The organism is Streptomyces sp. bgisy100, assembly GCF_057709105.1.
Genome location: NZ_JBYITE010000048.1, coordinates 19,051 through 35,244, shown reverse-complemented (window position 1 = coordinate 35,244; position 16,194 = coordinate 19,051). Strand labels below are relative to the sequence as shown.

11 protein-coding genes are annotated in these 16,194 nt (G+C 74.4%); 7 read left to right on the top strand and 4 right to left on the bottom strand.

From position 1 onward, the window contains the following. Positions 1-126 precede the first annotated feature (126 nt). From AC3EQ1_RS25665 to AC3EQ1_RS25650, 4 genes are all read left to right on the top strand, one after another. Entirely contained in the window at positions 127-816 is a 690-nt protein-coding gene (locus AC3EQ1_RS25665) for a response regulator (protein ID WP_432096701.1), read from the top strand. Further along, the gene (locus AC3EQ1_RS25660) at positions 813-2,258 is read left to right on the top strand and encodes an ATP-binding protein (protein ID WP_432096700.1); all 1,446 of its coding nucleotides are present in this window, start codon (positions 813-815) and stop codon (positions 2,256-2,258) included. Before AC3EQ1_RS25665 ends, AC3EQ1_RS25660 begins: the two co-directional genes overlap by 4 nt. Then, the gene (locus AC3EQ1_RS25655; protein WP_432096699.1) at positions 2,255-2,797 is read left to right on the top strand and encodes a GerMN domain-containing protein; all 543 of its coding nucleotides are present in this window, start codon (positions 2,255-2,257) and stop codon (positions 2,795-2,797) included. Before AC3EQ1_RS25660 ends, AC3EQ1_RS25655 begins: the two co-directional genes overlap by 4 nt. A gap of 104 nt (positions 2,798-2,901) precedes the next feature. Then, positions 2,902-4,845: a glycoside hydrolase family 5 protein gene (locus AC3EQ1_RS25650; protein WP_432096698.1), complete on the top strand. Its 1,944-nt coding sequence runs from the start codon at positions 2,902-2,904 to the stop codon at positions 4,843-4,845. Between the two features lie 200 nt (positions 4,846-5,045). Here AC3EQ1_RS25650 and AC3EQ1_RS25645 read toward each other — a convergent pair whose 3' ends face one another. The 3 genes from AC3EQ1_RS25645 to AC3EQ1_RS25635 are packed head-to-tail and all read right to left on the bottom strand — an operon-like array spanning position 5,046 to position 8,498. Continuing rightward, positions 5,046-5,459: a DUF742 domain-containing protein gene (locus AC3EQ1_RS25645; protein WP_432096697.1), complete on the bottom strand. Its 414-nt coding sequence runs from the start codon at positions 5,457-5,459 to the stop codon at positions 5,046-5,048. 31 nt (positions 5,460-5,490) lie between these two features. Then, positions 5,491-5,931 carry a roadblock/LC7 domain-containing protein gene (locus AC3EQ1_RS25640; protein WP_351506873.1) on the bottom strand — a complete coding sequence of 147 codons (441 nt, stop codon included), beginning with the start codon at positions 5,929-5,931 and terminating at the stop codon, positions 5,491-5,493. Then, a complete protein-coding gene (locus tag AC3EQ1_RS25635) occupies positions 5,928-8,498 on the bottom strand; it encodes a nitrate- and nitrite sensing domain-containing protein (protein ID WP_432096696.1) in 2,571 nt (856 codons plus the stop codon). Before AC3EQ1_RS25635 ends, AC3EQ1_RS25640 begins: the two co-directional genes overlap by 4 nt. Before the next feature lie 400 nt (positions 8,499-8,898). On the opposite strand from AC3EQ1_RS25635, the gene AC3EQ1_RS25630 reads away from it, so the two are divergent. The 3 genes from AC3EQ1_RS25630 (at position 8,899) to AC3EQ1_RS25620 (ending at position 11,318) form a co-directional block, all read left to right on the top strand. Continuing rightward, positions 8,899-9,381: a hypothetical protein gene (locus AC3EQ1_RS25630; RefSeq protein ID WP_432096695.1), complete on the top strand. Its 483-nt coding sequence runs from the start codon at positions 8,899-8,901 to the stop codon at positions 9,379-9,381. Between the two features lie 199 nt (positions 9,382-9,580). After that, the gene (locus AC3EQ1_RS25625; RefSeq protein ID WP_432096694.1) at positions 9,581-10,666 is read left to right on the top strand and encodes an L-histidine N(alpha)-methyltransferase; all 1,086 of its coding nucleotides are present in this window, start codon (positions 9,581-9,583) and stop codon (positions 10,664-10,666) included. Positions 10,667-10,682: 16 nt separating this feature from the next. After that, the gene (locus AC3EQ1_RS25620; protein WP_432096693.1) at positions 10,683-11,318 is read left to right on the top strand and encodes a hypothetical protein; all 636 of its coding nucleotides are present in this window, start codon (positions 10,683-10,685) and stop codon (positions 11,316-11,318) included. Between the two features lie 65 nt (positions 11,319-11,383). On the opposite strand, the gene AC3EQ1_RS25615 is transcribed toward AC3EQ1_RS25620, so the two are convergent. Continuing rightward, on the bottom strand, positions 11,384-16,180 hold the full coding sequence (locus AC3EQ1_RS25615; RefSeq protein ID WP_432096692.1) for a coiled-coil domain-containing protein: 4,797 nt from the start codon (positions 16,178-16,180) through the stop codon (positions 11,384-11,386). Positions 16,181-16,194: the final 14 nt, after the last annotated feature.

The following is a 16,194-nucleotide window of genomic DNA, read 5'->3' as shown; positions in this document are numbered from 1 at the left end:
CTCTCCAAGCGGCACATGGTGAGCACTCGATGGCTACATGATGGGAACGTAACAATGCCCGTCGCTCCCCTGCCGGCCTTCGGAACCCCCGTTGAACTGGGCAAACCCTCACGCATAATCGTTCGCATGCCCCATGTGCTGCTCATCGAGGACGACCGTTCCGTACGCGACGGGATGGAGCTGGTGCTGCGCCGCCACGGCCACCGGGTCGACGCGGCAGGCACCGGCGAGGAGGGCCTCGGCCTTCTCGCGCACCGGGACGGCGGCCGGATCGAGATCGTGGTGCTGGACCTGATGCTGCCCGGCCTGGACGGTTTCGAGGTGTGCCGGCGCATCCGCGCGCGGAGCACGATGCCGATCATCATGCTGACGGCGCGCGGCGACGACCTCGACGTGGTGAGCGGTCTGGAGGCGGGGGCGGACGACTACGTGGTCAAGCCCGTCACGGCACGGGTGCTGGAGGCCCGGATCCGGGCCGCGCTGCGCCGGGCGGAACCCGCGCCGCGGACCGACCCCGTGGAGACGTACGAGGGGCTGGTCATCGACCGGTCCGGGCTGACCGTCACCAGGAACGGCACCCCCCTGCGGCTGCCGCCCACCGAACTGCGGCTGCTCCTGGAGCTCTCGGCCGCTCCCGGCCGGGTCTTCAGCCGGGAGCAGCTGCTCGAACTCGTCTGGGAGCACGACTTCCTGGGGGATTCCCGGCTGGTGGACGCGGCGGTCGGCCGCCTGCGCGCCAAGATAGAGACCGTCGCCGCCAGACCGCGGTACATCCAGACGGTGCGGGGCTTCGGCTACCGGTTCGGTCCGCTGTGAGGCCGCTGCTGCGACGGCTGGTGAACGGGGTCGGCGGACTGCGCGGCCGGCTCGTGATCGCCTTTGTCCTCGTCGCCCTGATCAGCGCTGTCACCTCGACCGCGCTCGCCTACCGGGAGGCCCGCACCTCCGTCCTCGACCGGGCGCAGACGTCCGCCTTGCAGGACTTCCGCTCCCGCGTCGGCGACGTGGCCGCCGAGACCGACGTACCGCCCGACCGCGACTCGCTGACCCGCTTCGCCGGGGAGGTCTCCACCAGGCTCCAGTCCGCGATCGTGGTCGCCCGCTACCGCAACGTGGAGGTCACGTCCGACCGGCTCGCCGACCGCACCCGGATATCCAGCGGGCTGCGCTCCACCGTCCGGTCCACGAACCGGCTCGCCTTCCAGCGTGTGGCAGCGCAGGGGGAGCCCTGGCTGGTCATCGGCACTCCGGTCACCTTCGCCGAGAACGGCCTCTCCTCCGGTGTCGAGGTGTTCACGATCATGTCGCTCGCGGACGAGCAGGCGGACACCGAGGCGCTGCTGAGCACCGTGCGGGCCGGTGTCGTCCCGGTGGTGGGCCTCGCGGTCCTGCTGGCCCTGGCCGCCGCCGGCACCGTGCTGCGGCCGGTACGGAAGCTGGGCCTCGCGACCCGCGACCTGGCGCACGGCGAGCTGGGGGCCCGGGTGGCGGTGAAGGGGCGGGACGAGCTCTCCCGCCTGGCACGGACGTTCAACGAGACGGCCGCCGCCCTGCAGTCGTCCGTCGCCGAGCTGCGTGACCAGGAAGCGAAGGCCAAGCGCTTCGTCGCCGATGTCTCCCATGAGCTGCGCACCCCGCTCGCCGCGATGACCATCGTCTCCAGCGTCCTCGACGAGGACGCCGAGCGGCTGCCCCCGGACACCACGCAGGCCGCCCGTGCGGTCAGCGCGGAGACCGCCAAACTGGCCCGGCTGGTGGACGATCTCATCGAGATCTCCCGCTTCGACGCCGGTGCCGCCGCCCTCAACCTGGAGGACACCGATGTCGGCGAGACGATCCGGGCCACGCTGGCGGTGCGCGGCTGGACGGACACGGTGCGGGCCGAGCTGCCGCCGGGGCTGCGGGCCCGCATAGACCGGCGCCGGATCGACGTCGTCGTCGCCAACCTGGTCGGCAACGCGCTGCGGCACGGCGCGCCGCCCGTCACCGTCGTGCTGGCGGCGACGGCGGACGGGCTGACCGTCGAGGTCTCCGACCACGGCCCCGGCCTCCCCCCGGAGGTGCGCCGGCAGGTCTTCGACCGCTTCTACAAGGCCGACACGGCCCGTACCCGATCGGAAGGCAGCGGACTCGGCATGGCCATCGCCCTGGAGAACGCCCGGCTGCACGGCGGCACCCTCGAGGTCGGGGACCGGCCGGGCGGCGGCGCGCTGTTCACCCTGCGGCTGCCCATCCACCCCGTGGAGGACGCGGGATGAGCCGCCCGGCCGCCGCCTTCGCCCCGCGCCGGACCGCCTCCGTCATGCGGGGCCGGATCGGTTCCCTCGCTCCCCTGCTGCTGGTGCTCGCGGGCTGCGGTATCCAGCCGACCGGTGTCATCGACGCGGGCGAGCCCGCCACCGGACTCACCCGGGGCATGCGGGTGTACTTCGCCTCCGATCAGGGCCTGCGCGGGGTCCCCCGCCCGGACACCGAACTGCGCAGTGTCGGGGATCCGCTGAAACTCCTCGCCGCCGGCCCGACGGAGGAGGAGCAGCGGACCGGGCTGACCAATCTGGTGCCGCGGGACCTCGCGTACTCCGCGACGGCGGACGGCAGCCGGGTGGTGCTCTCGCTGGCGGAGACCGACGAGATCGACCCGAAGAGCATGGGGACCGGGCAGCTCGTCTGTTCGCTCGCCCGTGCACAGTCGCTCCTCGACAAGCGGGTACGCCCCGACGATGTGCAGGTCACGCTCCGGCCGGCCAACGGCGCGCCGGTCGGGCCGTACCGCTGCTCCCAGTTCCTCCGTGAGTGAGGGGGCGGTGCCACGGCAGCGGCCTTCTGGTCACGCCCCTCGGCGGCCCGTCATCATGGCGCCTGCCTGACACATACCTGCCAAACTTCGAATCGGGGTACCCGTTGCACAGGATCCACATCGGACCGGCGCTGATCGGCTCGCTGTTACTCGTCCTGGTGGCCGCCACGGCGGCACCGGGCGCGGCGGCCGACTCGCCCACGGCGCCGGCGACGGCGACGACGGCGCGCGCGGACCCGGCGCCCGCCCCACCCGCACCGGACTGGACCCCGCCGCTGAGCACCCGGGGCCGCTGGATCGTGGACGCCGACGGCGACCGGTTCAAGCTGAAGTCGGGCAACTGGCACGGGGCGAGCGGCACCTGGAACGGCTCCGGCGACCCCGCCGACCCCGGCAACCACCACGCCGGGGAGAAGTCCGACGGCATCCCCCTCGGCCTGGACCGTGCCTCCCTGCGGGAGATCGTCGGAGGGTTCCGCGAACTCGGCCTGAACAGCGTGCGGCTGCCCTTCTCCAACGCCATGGTGCACGACCGGCAGCCCGTCCCGGACGCCGCCGTGGCGGCCGAGCCGGGGCTGCGCGGCCGGACCCCGCTCCAGGTCTACGACGCGGTGGTGAGCGCCCTGACCGACGCCGGCCTCGCGGTGATCCTGAACAACCACACCGGCACGACGCGCTGGTGCTGCGGGGTGGACGGCAACGAGCGGTGGAACTCCAGCCGTTCCACCGAGGCCTGGGAGGACGACTGGCTGTTCATGGTCCGCCGCTACCGGGACAACCCGCGGGTGGTGGGGGCCGATCTGTACAACGAGGTGCGCCGGGACGTTTTCGACGACCCCAACTGGGGGCTCGGCGACCGCCACGACTGGTTCCGCGCCTCTCAGCGGCTGGGCGACCGCATCCTCGAGGAGGGCAACCCGGACCTGCTGGTGATCGTCGAGGGCATCAACTGGACGGGGATCCCGGTGGACGGATTCGCCCACGGACGGCCCGCTCTGGAGCCGGTCGAGCGGCTGTCGCACACCCTGGTGCGGTCCGGGAAGCTCGTCTACTCGGCCCACTTCTACGGCTACACGGGCCCTCGGCACAGCGGCGCCACCGGCCTCGGCGAGACCTCCGACCCCCGCTACCAGGATCTGAGCCGGGCGGAGCTGGCCGACGTGCTGCACCGGCAGGCGTTCTACGTCAGCGCCGGACGGGACCGGCACTTCACCGCCCCCGTCTGGATCAGCGAGTTCGGCGTCGGGGGCCGGGAGGAGGCCGGTGAGAAGCCACGGGCCTGGTTCCGGGCCTTCGTGGACCTCCTCGTCGAGGCCGACGCCGACTTCGCCTACTGGCCGCTGGTGGGCCATCACGACAACCGCCGGGGCAACGGCTGGGCCCTGCTGCACTGGGATGCGGCGGGCCGCCGGATGGGCCTGTTCGACGGTGACGACTGGCGCGCCGGGCCGTGGAGGCAGCTGATCGGCGCGGAGGGCCGGACCGGCCGGGTCGCGCCGGTGGACCGCTGGTCGATGCTCAGCCCGGACCACGGCGACTTCGACCAGTCGCTGCGGATGCGCGCGGCGGGCGACTGGGACCGCGGGGCGCGCAAGGCGGCGTGCCCGGACGGCCAGCGCCTCATCGGGCTGAGCCACACCGGAGCCCGGGGCCTGTGCACGGACACGGCCACGCGCGACCGTGCTCCCGCGGGCAGCGGGTACGAGGTGGTCCGCGACGAACGCCATGTCGAGCCGGGCGGGGACTGGGCCACCGGGTACACCAAACTCCAGTGTCCGGCGGGGCAGTGGCTGACCGGTTACAGCGTGCGCGGCGCGACGGTCTCCGCGGCGCTGTGCACGGCGGCGGGCGCCCGGCCGGGGAACGGCCGCACGGTGTGGTTCGACCGCGGCGACAACCGTCCGGAGGACGCCGGGGGCGGGGAGTTCGCGCACGGCCGGTACAAGGGCCAGTGCGGATCCGGTGAGTACGCGGCCGGGATCGCGTTCACCACTCGCGTGGGGTCCCGGGGGACGCCGGACGCCCTGCTGTGCCGGCCGGTGCGCTGAAGACCTCTGCTGCGCTGAAGGGCTGTGCGCTGATCGGCCGGCCCCCGGAGGAGGTCTCACCGACCGGCGCGTGCGCGGGCGCGGGACCGGCGTCCGCGCACCGAGCCGCGGCGCGCCCTCGTCACCGGAGGAGGCCACGCCGGCGTCGTCCCCCGGTCCGTGGCGGCCGGGACCGGCCGCCGCGGACCGACGGGCAGTGCTCAGAGCGCCCGGAGCCCGGTGATCACCTCACGCAGGATCTCCTCGTCGGGGAGGTCCGCGGGAGGCACCGGACGGGAGATCCGGACCAGATCGGCGTCGATCAGGTCGCCGATGAACACCCGGACCACCCCGACCGGGAGGTCGAGTCCGGTCGCCAGCTCCGCGACGGACTGCGGCTCCTCCCGGCACCGGTCGACGATGTCGAGGTGTTCGGGCGACAGCGTCCGGTCCGCGGCCTCGGCCGACGCGCTGCCGTCCGGGTCCTGCGCGCTGCTCTGCAGGACCACCACGGCGATCAGGTCCAGGTCATCGGTCCCGCCGCGGGTACGGCCGCGGGTCATGGCGTAGGGCCGGACGACCGGTCCCGCCGCGTCGTCGTACCACCGTGCCGCGTCCTGACTCTCTCCGTTCATGAGACCCCCCGTCTCCGCTCATGACGTCCCGTCACCCTCCGGCGCCGGGACCGGACCTCGGGGCGCTGCCCAGGTGCACGCCCACACGCTTCACCATCAGTGTCATCTCGTACGCCACCTGGCCGACGTCGGAGTCGGCGTCGGCCAGCACCGCCAGGCAGCTGCCGTCCCCGGCGGCGGTCACGAACAGGAACGCGTCGTCCAGTTCCACCACGGTCTGCCGCACCCGGCCCGCGTCGAAGTGGCGGCCCACGCCCTTGGCCAGGCTGTGGAAGCCGGACGCGACCGCGGCCAGGTGCTCGCCGTCCTCGCGGGTGAGGTCCTGCGACGAGCCCGTGGCCAGGCCGTCGCTGGACAGCACCAGCGCCTTGCGGATGCTGCGCACACGTCCGACGAGTTCGTCGAGAAGCCAGTTGAGCTCACCTGCCCCGCCGCTCGAACCGTTGTGTGCCGTGGCGTTCGGTGCGGTCATCGACCGTCTCCCTCAGTTCTCGTTCCTGGTGCTGCGTCCTCGGCGGGGGCCGTGTGCTCGCCGTTCTGCGCACGGCCCCGCTGCCACCCCCGCTGAAGCGAGGCCATCCTGGCCCTCACTTCCTCGGCGTCCCGCTCGGGTTCGGTACCGGCGGGCGCGTCGTCCTTGCCGCCCCGCGGCGGGGGGACGGTCCGAAGCTGCGGGGCGAGGCTGGCCTGCCGCACCCTGCGGGGCAGTCCTCCCCCGGCCTGCCCGGTACCGTCCGCCGCTTCGGGGCGCTTCCTCTCCTCCGGCCGGGCGGCCCCGCGCTCGCCCCGCCCCTCCACCCGCCGGCCGCGGTCGGAGACCAGGACGGGTGAGCGGCGGCGGGGCAGGGGGGCCCGGCCGTGCTGCGGCTCCACGGACCGGCCGGGGGCGGCCCGGTGGTCCTCGGAGCCGCTGTCGTGGGCCTGCTGGTGCTCCTCCTCGGCGGCCGGGCGGAAGAGCACTCCTTCCTCGTCCTCCTCCAGGGACCCCAGCGGCGCCTCGAGCTCGACCGGTCCGTCGAGGACCGGCGTCTGCCCCCGCCGGGCCGGCGGCAGCGACACCGGGGCCGTGGCCAGCGCCACCACCCGGCTGCCCGCCGTCTCCCGGTCGCCGGTCCGGCCGGCGGCGTCCGGGGCGCCGCCCTCGGTGGCCGGGTCGGTGAGCAGCGGGGCGGGGATGAACACGACGGCGGTGGTGCCGCCGTACGGAGAGGTCTGCAGCGACACCCGGACCCCCTGGCGGCGGGCGAGCCGGCTGACCACGAACAGGCCGAGCCGGTCGGTGTCGGAGAGCTCGAACTCGGGGGTCTCGGCGAGCCGCAGATTGGCGTCGAGCAGCGCTTCGGCGGTCATCCCGAGGCCACGGTCGTGGATCTCCAGGGTGAAGCCGTTCGCCACCCGCTCCCCGTGCACCTGGACCGCGGTGTGCGGCGGCGAGAACACCGTGGCGTTCTCCAGGAGTTCGGCCACCAGATGGGTGAGGTCGGCGACGGCGGGCCCGGTGACGGCGAGCCGCGGCAGCCGCCGGACCTCGACGCGTTCGTAGTCCTCCACCTCGGCGACGGCCGCGCGGACGACGTCCATCAGCTGGACGGGCTTGCGCCACTGCCGGGACGGCGCCGCCCCGGAGAGGATCACCAGGCCCTCGGCGTGCCGCCGCATCCGGGTGGTCAGGTGGTCGAGCCGGAAGAGGTCGGCCAGCTCGTCGGTGTCCTCGGTGCGGCGTTCCATGGTGTCGAGGAGGCTGAGCTGCCGGTGCAGCAGGACCTGGCTGCGGCGGGCCAGGTTGACGAAGACCTCGGAGACGCCGCGGCGCAGCTCCGCCTGTTTGACGGCGGCCTCCACGGCGGCCCGCTGGAGGGTGTTGAGGGCCTGGCCGACCTGGCCCGTCTCGTCGGGGCCGTACTCCAGGCGGGGCGCCTCGGTCTCCACGTCGATCTGCTCCCCGGCGGCCAGCCGGCGCATCACGCTCGGCAGCCGTACACCGGAGGCCTCGTGGGCCTCCTTGCGCAGCCGGGTCAGGTCGCGGACCAGGCTGCGGCCGATGCGGACGGAGACGACGAGGGAGACCAGGACGGCGGCGAATCCCAGGACGCCCGCGACACCGGCCTTGACGAGCACGCCGATGGCGACGGGTTCGACCCGGTCCTGATAGCGGTGTCCGGCGGCGGTGTTCATCCGGTCGAGGTCGCCGAGGACCGTGCCGACGGCGGCCTGCCAGCGTGCGGCGTCGGTGGTGTCCAGGGCCGCCCGGCCGGGCCCCGTGGAGAGGATCCGCTCCTCGGCGGAGCGCAGATCGACGGTGTCGGGGCTGTTCCAGTACTTCGCGTAGACGGCGCTCTCCTCGGCGGGGAGCACCGGCAGGCTGGTGGAGTACAGCAGCTTGCGGTCGGCGACCCGGTCGGAGAAGAGCCGCAGGTCGTGGCGGCTGAGGTGGCCGGCGGCCAGCGCGGAGGCGAACAGCGCGTCCTCGCGGGAGAGGGCCTCGCGGGCGCGGGTGACACCGATCAGCGCGCGGGCCTGCTTGTCCATCTGGACGTCCTCGAGCGCGTGCACGGCGGCGAGGAAGTCGTAGGTGGGGTCGATCAGCGCGTTGTACGCGGCGAACGCGTAGCTGCGGGAGACCGTGCCCTCCTCGACCTTGCCGCGCAGGGAGTCGAGGCCGTCCAGGCCGTCCAGGAGGGTGATGAGCTGCTCGTCCGCCTGTCCGTCGTCGTGCATCTCCTCGTCGGCGGCGCTGTCGCGCAGCCGCTCCACCACGGCGTCGGTGGCACGTTCCCGGCGATGCAGCCGGGCCAGCCCGTCCGAGCTGCGGGGGTCGGCGAGGTGGACCAGGGCCTGACGGCGCTCCTCCTGGAGCATGTGGACGGTGTTCTCGGCCGGATAGCCGACCGACTCCACGAGTGCGGCGAAATCCAGCAGCCGCTGCGCCTCCCGGCCGGTGATGCCCACGGCGAAGGCCCAGATGGAGGTGAGGGACACCAGCGGTACCAGAAGCAGCCCCACGATCTTCCTGCGGATGGACTTCCCGCGAAAGCGCATGGCCTCCCCTTGTCAACCCCGCTTCGCGGGGGTGGTGTTCCGTCAATAAACGGCGCGAGCCTACTACTGGACGGGGACAACTCGAAGACCAGTCCGTACGCTCATGGCTGTACGCGCAGGCATTGCGTCCGCAGTTGTCCGGGCGATTCCCGGACATCACCGCCTCCCTGTGGCTCACGCCACCCAGGGGGATCGCCACAGTTCGACCGGGTATTTGGCTGAAAAGTTCCGCCTCGGTGGAACCTCCCGCCTCCGGCATTCGTGATCCTGAGTGGGGATGGGACGGGATTTCCCGATCACCCCGCTTTTCGAACGGCGTCTGCCGGGCACCCGCCCCGGAGCCGGGGAACCTCGCACCCGGCCGTCGAGCAGTCCGCCACGTGGGGGGAGTGAAGGTCAGATGGACACCGAACGACGTCGCCCAGCGTCCGCGCACACCGCCGAGCCCTCCGGTGAAGCGCCGCATCGCACCACTGCCGCCGAGTCCCGGCAGGACGGCGGCCACCGTCCGCTGTGGACGGTGGAATCCGCGCCCCGGCCCCGGCTCCCCGATCCGGTCCGGACGTCCGCGGTGCGGGCGGTCATCATCGGCTCGGTCACCCTGATTCTGGCCATGATCGCGTTTCTGTGCACCCTGGCCGCGTCGTGGTTCGCCTTCCCCGCCGTGCTCGCCACGGTGGGCGGCACCGTCGTCGCCACCTGGAGCGTCGTCGATGTCTGGGTGACCCGGCAGGTGTGGAACCAGCGGTACGGCGTGGTCTCCGCGCCCAGCAGTACGGCACGGGCCCTGCGGCGCGAGCGGCGCCGCGCCCGGCGCGCGGCCCGCACGGCCGCCAAGTCCCGGTCCCGGCCCGCCGACCGGCGGCGGCTCTCGCAGGCCTGATCCATCCCCTCACCGGGCACGACCGTGTAGGTTCGGAAACGGACGGTGCGCGCGGCAACGGCCGTGACCGCACCGTCCGTATCGATGACAGAGGTCGGACCACACAGCGGGGGGTGCGCCGTCCATGGCCTTGCGGGAACCGGCAGTCCATCGGCTCGAAGGAGCGCTCACCGATCCGGGATTCTCCTGGACCCTGTGCATGGTAGGCGAGGACCAGTCCCAGAAGTTCTCCCAGTTGACGGGTGAGCTGCGGGCACCGTTCTCGCGCACGGGCGACGGCAAGCGCATCTCCTCCGGCTTCTCGTACTGGGGCGTGGAGTCGACCGTGGCGTGGGTGCACGCCTGCTCCGACCTCTTCTATCCGGTGATGCGGGAGAGCATCGAGTCCTTCACCCGCCGCTGGCAGCGGATCGGCACCGCGCTGGAGGGACAGCGCCACCACTACGTGAGCCTGGGCACCGGCACCGGCCACAAGGACCACGCCGTGCTGGAGCGGCTGCGCCGCGGCCACCCCGAACTCCGCTACATACCCGTGGACGTCAGCCCGGAGATGCTGCGGCTCGGCCAGCGGGAGGCGCTGCGCAACCTGGACATCCCGGCGGGCAGCGTGGTCCCCGTCCAGCTCGACTTCTCCTCCGCCCGGAACGTCCTGGGCCTGCGCCGGTTGGTGGAGCGGCTCGTGGGCGAAGAGCCGGTGATCTACTCACTGCTCGGCAACACCCTCGCCAACTTCGAGGACGACACCGCGCTGCTGGCCCTGCTGATGGGGCAGCTGCTGCGCCCGCAGGACCGCTTCATGCTGGAAGTGGCCAGCACCGAGCAGCTGGACGAGGCCGGCGCCCGGGCGGCGGCGCGCGAGTACCGGGCGAGCCCGCGCTTCGGCGAGTTCGTGACCAGCGCCGTCATGCAGTACACCGACCTGCGGATCGACATGGACAGCGTGTCCTTCGGCGCGGTCGTGGAGGAGGACCGCTCGCTGCTGGTGAAGGTGGTCTACCGGAACCGTACGGGCGGCCAGCTGCGGCTCACCCTCCCGGACCGCAGCAGCATCGAGTTCCCGGACGAGGACACCATCCGGCTGCTGATCACCCGGAAGTACTCACCGGCCGGGCTGGAGAAGATGCTCGCGGACGCCGGGGCCGTGGAGGTGGGGCGCACCCGCTCCGGGTTCAACGCGGCGATCGGGGAGCCGAGTTTCGGGATGGACCTGGTGCTGCTCCAGGCCGGTCCTCCTCCCGCCCCGAACGGATCGCACCGGCCGCCCGCCCCGAACCCGTTCGGCTGAGGTGGCGCTCCGTCCGATGCGGCGGTCCGGCTGGTCGGTACTGACCTTCGGCGCGCTCGCGCTCGCCCTGGGGGTCTGCGTGAGCTGGCTGGCCGCCGCGCCGTTCCGGCAGAAGTGGGAGCCGCTGATCCAGACGCTGGCGCTGGTGGCCGCCATCAGCGGGGTGTTCGCCGAGCGCCGGGCGGCGGCCCACGAGCGGGAGCGGCAGGCCCTGGACGCCGTCACCGACGAACTGGTGAAGAACACCGGGATCCTGGCCGACCCGCGGTTCGGGCCGCTCGACCCCGCGCGCCCGGTGCACCGGGTCTTCCCGCGCCCGGTGCTCTCGGCGACGGACGCCGCGCTGGTCTCCGGCGTCCTGGCCGACCCCGGCCACAGCGAGCTGGTGGGCCTGCTGCACGAGTGGCGCGACACCGTCCACGAGCTCAACCGCCGGCTGGACCTCGCCGAGCTGCGGAGCTTCGTCGTGGAGGCCAACAGCGCCGAACTGCTGCGCGTGGACCGCGACCTGCGCCGGGAGAACGGCCATCTGCACCGGGCCCGGGCCATCCGCGACCGGATCGAGGAACTGCTGCGGCGGCGGTACGGGCAGGAGGACGGCGTGGCCGAGCGCCTGCGGGAGCTGCCCGCGGCGTCCGGCGCCGAGGACTGAACCGGCGCCGGACGCGGTCGCCCGGACCGACCGCGGGGCGGCCGCGAGGTGCCGGCCGGCCGGCCTCACTCCGCCGGCGCCTCCTGGGCCGCGGAGGCCTTCTGAGCAGCGCTCTCCTGGGCAGCGGGGGTCTCCTGGGCCAGGGGTGCCTCCTGAACCGGCGCAGTCGCCTGGGCCGCCGGGCGCTTGTACATCCGGGTCGCGGTGATCTCCCCGTGCACCGTCTCCTCCCCCGCGTTCTGCTGCGGCAGACCGGGGCGCAGATGCTCCTCCACGCTGATGTACTTCAGCCCGGCCCGCAGGTCCGCGTCGTTCCGCAGCCGGATGACGAGCGGGAACTCGGCGAGGGCCGTGGTGTCGAACAGACCCGTGGTGTAGAGCAGCTGGACCCCGAGCGCGTCGGCCACGGCCCGCTGGAGCTCGAGCAGATAGGTGGCGTTGGCCCGGCCGATCGGGTTGTCCAGGAACAGCGTGCCCGCGTGCCGGTGCCGGTCCCGCCCGCGGTCGTTGCTGCGCAGCGCCGCCATGGTGCAGTACAGGGCGATGGCCGCGGTGAGCAGCTGTCCGCCGGAGAACACGTCGCCCATCTGCCCCACCGGTACCCGCTCGGCGCGCAGCACCGCGTCGGGCTTGAGGATCTCGACGGCGATGCCGCGGGGCTGCAGCGCCGCGGCGACCCCGCGCAGCAGCAGCGACATGCCGTCCCGGCGCAGGTCGGAGTTCTTCCGCACGGCGGCCCGGGTCGCCTCGTCGATGACCTCGCCGAGCCGCTCGGTGAGCGTGGCGTGGTCCGGGTCGTCGAAGCGGATGCGCAGGAACTCCTGGCCCGACCACTCCCCCAGGCCCTCCGGGAGCCGGGAGAGCCGCTGCGCCGAACGGAGCGTGGCCAGCGAGGAGTCGACGAGTCCGCGGAGCCGGTCGACGATGCTGTCGCGGTTGCGCTCCAGCTGCTCCAGCTCGTCGGTGAGGACCCGCAGCCGGGGCGCGAAGGCGTCGGCCCAGGCCGCCGCGTGCTCGGGCAACGCCGAGGCCGGCAGCTCCCGGATCTGCTGCCGGGCCGGGGTGCGGACGTGTTCGTAGCGGCTGGAGTTGGCGTGCCGGACGAGGACGTCCGAGGCCTCCCGCACGGTCGAGTCGGCGGCCGAGAGATCGGTGGCGCAGCCGCGCAGGGAGCGACGGGCCTCGGCGGCGGCCTGCCGGGCCTCGTCGAGCCCGCCGGGGTACGGCTCGGGCTCCTGCTCGGCGCCGTCCCCCTGGTCGGCGGTGGGCACCGGGTCGCGGAGCAGGTCCCGCAGCAGCGCCGCGGTCTCCTCGAAGCCGCCGGTGGCGTCCTCGGCCGTCCGGTGGGCGTGCAGCAGTTCGGTGTGCCGGGCCCGGGCCGTCTCCCAGGCGTCGGTGCGGGCGGCGAGTTCGCCGGTGGCGGTGCGCAGCAGGGCCTGGGCCTGCTCGGCGTCGGCCGGCACCAGTTCCTCGGGCAGTTCGGTGTGGGCCTCCCCGTCCTCGGGCGCGAGGCGTTCGGCCTCGCCGCGCAGCCGGCCCAGCTGCTCACTGGCGGACGAGGCGCGCGACTCCAGCTTCTGGACGAGCGACTCGGCGCGGGCCGCTGCGGCCTGGCGGGAGGGGCCGTCGGCCCCGTCGGTGCCCTCCAGGAGCTGGGCGGCGCGGGTGCGCACCTTGTTGGTGAGCCGGTCGAGTTCGGCGCGGGCGGCGCTCTCGTCGCTCTCGGCCCGGGCCTGTTCGGCGCGGAGGTCGGCGCCGACGCCGACCTTCTCGTAGAGCTGGGAGGCCGCGCGGTAGGCCTCGCGCAGCGCGGGCAGCGCGGCGCGCGGCTGCGCGTCGTCCTCACCGATGTCGTCGGGGGCACCGGCGATCTCGGCCCGCTCGGCGCGCAGGGCCCGGGCGGTGCGCCGGGCGTCGTCGGCGGCGCGCTGGGCGGCGCGGCGGTCCTCGTCCGCCGCGCGGGCCCGGTCCAGACAGGCGGTGGCCCGGGCCTCGGACTCGGCCGCCTCCTCGGTGAGTTCACGGACCCGGCTCTGCCAGCCGGCCCGCTCCCGGAGCCGGTGCGCCAGCCCGGCGAGGATGTCGGCGGCGCGGCGGGCGCGCTGGGCGGCCTCCTGCCGTTCGTCCCGGATCCGGGCCGCCTCTGCGGCGGCCTCGTCCGCCTCGGTACGGGCCGCCCGGGCCGTGGCCAGCCCGTGGCGGGCGGTGTCCGCGGCCTCCTGTGCGGTGCGGGCGTCGTCGGCGAGTTCGGCGAGCCGGCCGGCCGGGCAGCCGGTGCGCCAGGAGGCGATCCGGGCGGCCAGGGCGCGGTCGCCGGAGAGCCGGGCGGCGAGCTGGCGGATCTCCTCCTCGCGGGCCGTCGCGCGGCCCCGCAGCGCCTGCCGTTCGTCGTCGGCGGCCCGCTCGTCGTGCATGGCCGGGTTGGGCGGGACGAGGAACACCTCGGAGCCGTTGTCCGCGCCGGGCGCGGGAGCGGGCGCCAGCAGGGCCGCCGCGGTGCCGACGGCGACGGTGGACCGGGGCAGCAGCGCGGCCCCGGCGAGCACGTCACGGGCTCGGGCGTGGGTGGCGGGGTCGGTGATGACGACGCCGTCGACGAGTTCGGGGCGGGCCGCGAGCACGGTGGCGTGGTCGGCGGGGTCGACGGCCTGGGCGAGGTATCGCCAGCCGGGGAGCGCCGGAATGCCGTGTTCGCCGAGGAACTCCACCGCGGCCAGGACGTCGGGTCCCGGCGGGAGCAGCCCGCCGTCGCCGAGCGCCCCGAGGATCCGCGCGTCGTCCGCGGCGGCGGTGCGCAGGTCGAAGAGCTGCCGCTCGGCGGAGGCGATGTTCTCCTCCAGCATCGCGCGGAGGCCGTCGGCGCCGCGGTCCACGTCCTCGGCGGTGAGCGGACCGGCCGGGGCTCCGTCGTCGCCGGGCTCCGCGGCGCCGGACGACGGGTCCGGCGCGGCTCCCGGCTGCCCCGCTCCGGGGGCGGGCGTGCCCCGGCGCGGCCGGGGGATGCCGGGGACCGAGACGTGCGGCAGGCTGAGCAGTTCGGCCAGCCGCGGGTCGGCACCGATGGACTCCGCCTGGCGGCGCTCGGCGTCGTAGCGGGACTCGGCTGCCTGGGCGGCGTCCACAGCGCGGGCGGCGGCGAGTTCGGCGCGGGACTCCGCGGCCGCGGTGTCCCTGGCCCGCTCGGCGGTGCTCCCGGCGGTCGCGCGGGCCGTCTCCCAGGCGGCGACCGCGGTCTTCTCGGCGTCACTGGCGGCCAGCGCGGCCCGGGCCGGGTCGGCGTCCGGCGTGGTGTCGTCGAGCCAGCCCGCGCGGACGGCCTCCGCGGTCTCCTGTTCGACCTCGGCGAGCCGCTGGCGCAGGTGCTCGGTCTCACTGCGGGCGCGCTGGGCCCCGGTGGCGGCGGCCGTGGCGTCGCGGTGTGCCGCCTCCCCCGCCTCCTGGAGGGCGGCGGAGCGCTCTTCCTCCTCCTGGGCGAGCCGTTCGCCGTCCTCCGCGGCGGCCTGCAGGGCGCGTACCAGGTCGGCGGCGGCCGTCGCGCGGGCGGCGAGCGCGGGCGCGGCGTCCCGCTCGGCCTCCCGGATCGCGACGGCGACCCGGGCGGAGCGGTCAGCCGCGGCCCGGTGGCGGAGCACCGCCTCTGCGGCCTGCCAGGCGGAGAGCAGGGTACGGGCGTCGCCGAGCTCGCGGCGCTGGGCCGCGGCGGCCTTCTCCGCGGCGGCCAGGGCCAGCGAGGCGTGCCGGTAGGCGAGTTCGGCCCCGATGAGCGAACTGTGGGCGCGGGCCTCCTCGGTGTCCGCGACGGTCTGCGCCGCGGCGGTGACCTGCCGGGTGAGGTCCGCGGCGCGGCCCCGCTCCAGGCGGGCCCGGACGGACAGCCGGCGGGCGAGCGTCCGGGTGCGGCGCTCGGCTCCGCTGTGCACCTCGCGGGCCCGCTCGCGTTCGGCGGTGGCGTCGACGATGCGGCCGAGCAGGTCGACGGAACCGGCGGTGAAGTCCCGTTCGGCCATCAGCTCGGCGCGCCGGCCGAGCTTGTGCGCGAAGCCGTGGACGAGGTCGGCGAGCCCGTCGGTGTCCCGGGTGTCGGTGACGGCCCGCAGCAGCAGATCGGTGAAGTCCGAGTCGTTCTTGACGGCGAAGAGGCCCGCCGCCTCGCCCTCGTCGGCGTTCATCTCCCGCTGGTAGCGGAAGAGTTCGGGGTCGAGGCCGAGGTCACCGAGGTGCTCGTTCCAGCGTTCGTGGATCTCCTCCCAGACGACGTCCAGGTTGGGGTACGCCTTGCCGGCCTCGGTGACGGCGTCCCGGAAGCCCTTCATCGTGCGCCGCCGGCCGCGGGCCCCGGAGGCGCCCTCGGCCGGGGCCCGCACCGTGGCGGACTCGGCGACCGGCAGCGAGTCCAGGCTCATCCCGGGGCCGGGCCGGAAGGAGTACCAGGCCTCGGCGAACTTCCGCGGGTCGTTCGAGACCTGGCGGCCACGCCACTCGCTGACCTTGCCGACGACCACGGACTCACCGGTGACCGTGTGCTGCCACTCCAGGGCCACGTGCCCGCAGTCGTCCGCCAGCAGGAACTTCCGCAGCACACCGGAGCTGGCGCCGCCGAGGGTGTTGCGGTGGCCGGGCAGCATGACAGAGAAGATGAGCTTGAGGAGGACGGACTTGCCGCCGCCGTTCTCCAGGAAGAGCACGCCCGCGGGGGCCGGACGGCGCGGCGGGCCGGTGGGCTCGTCCTCGAAGAAGTCCGCCTGGGTGGGTGCCGGCCGGCTCACCGGCTCGCCGACACCGCGCAGGTCGAGCACGGTGTCGGCGTAGCGCGCACCGGCAGGCCCGATGGAGTAGAGGCGGACCCGGGACAGCTCGTACATGGCGGACTCTCGTT

Bases quoted from the DNA above. Each gene is read 5' to 3' on its own strand.
- AC3EQ1_RS25665 (WP_432096701.1), top strand. From the start codon at position 127: ATGCCCCATGTGCTGCTCATCGAGGACGACCGTTCCGTACGCGACGGG.
- AC3EQ1_RS25655 (WP_432096699.1), top strand. From the start codon at position 2,255: ATGAGCCGCCCGGCCGCCGCCTTCGCCCCGCGCCGGACCGCCTCCGTC.
- AC3EQ1_RS25645 (WP_432096697.1), bottom strand. From the start codon at position 5,459: ATGAACGGAGAGAGTCAGGACGCGGCACGGTGGTACGACGACGCGGCG.
- AC3EQ1_RS25640 (WP_351506873.1), bottom strand. From the start codon at position 5,931: ATGACCGCACCGAACGCCACGGCACACAACGGTTCGAGCGGCGGGGCA.
- AC3EQ1_RS25635 (WP_432096696.1), bottom strand. From the start codon at position 8,498: ATGCGCTTTCGCGGGAAGTCCATCCGCAGGAAGATCGTGGGGCTGCTT.
- AC3EQ1_RS25630 (WP_432096695.1), top strand. From the start codon at position 8,899: ATGGACACCGAACGACGTCGCCCAGCGTCCGCGCACACCGCCGAGCCC.
- AC3EQ1_RS25625 (WP_432096694.1), top strand. From the start codon at position 9,581: ATGGTAGGCGAGGACCAGTCCCAGAAGTTCTCCCAGTTGACGGGTGAG.
- AC3EQ1_RS25620 (WP_432096693.1), top strand. From the start codon at position 10,683: ATGCGGCGGTCCGGCTGGTCGGTACTGACCTTCGGCGCGCTCGCGCTC.
- AC3EQ1_RS25615 (WP_432096692.1), bottom strand. From the start codon at position 16,180: ATGTACGAGCTGTCCCGGGTCCGCCTCTACTCCATCGGGCCTGCCGGT.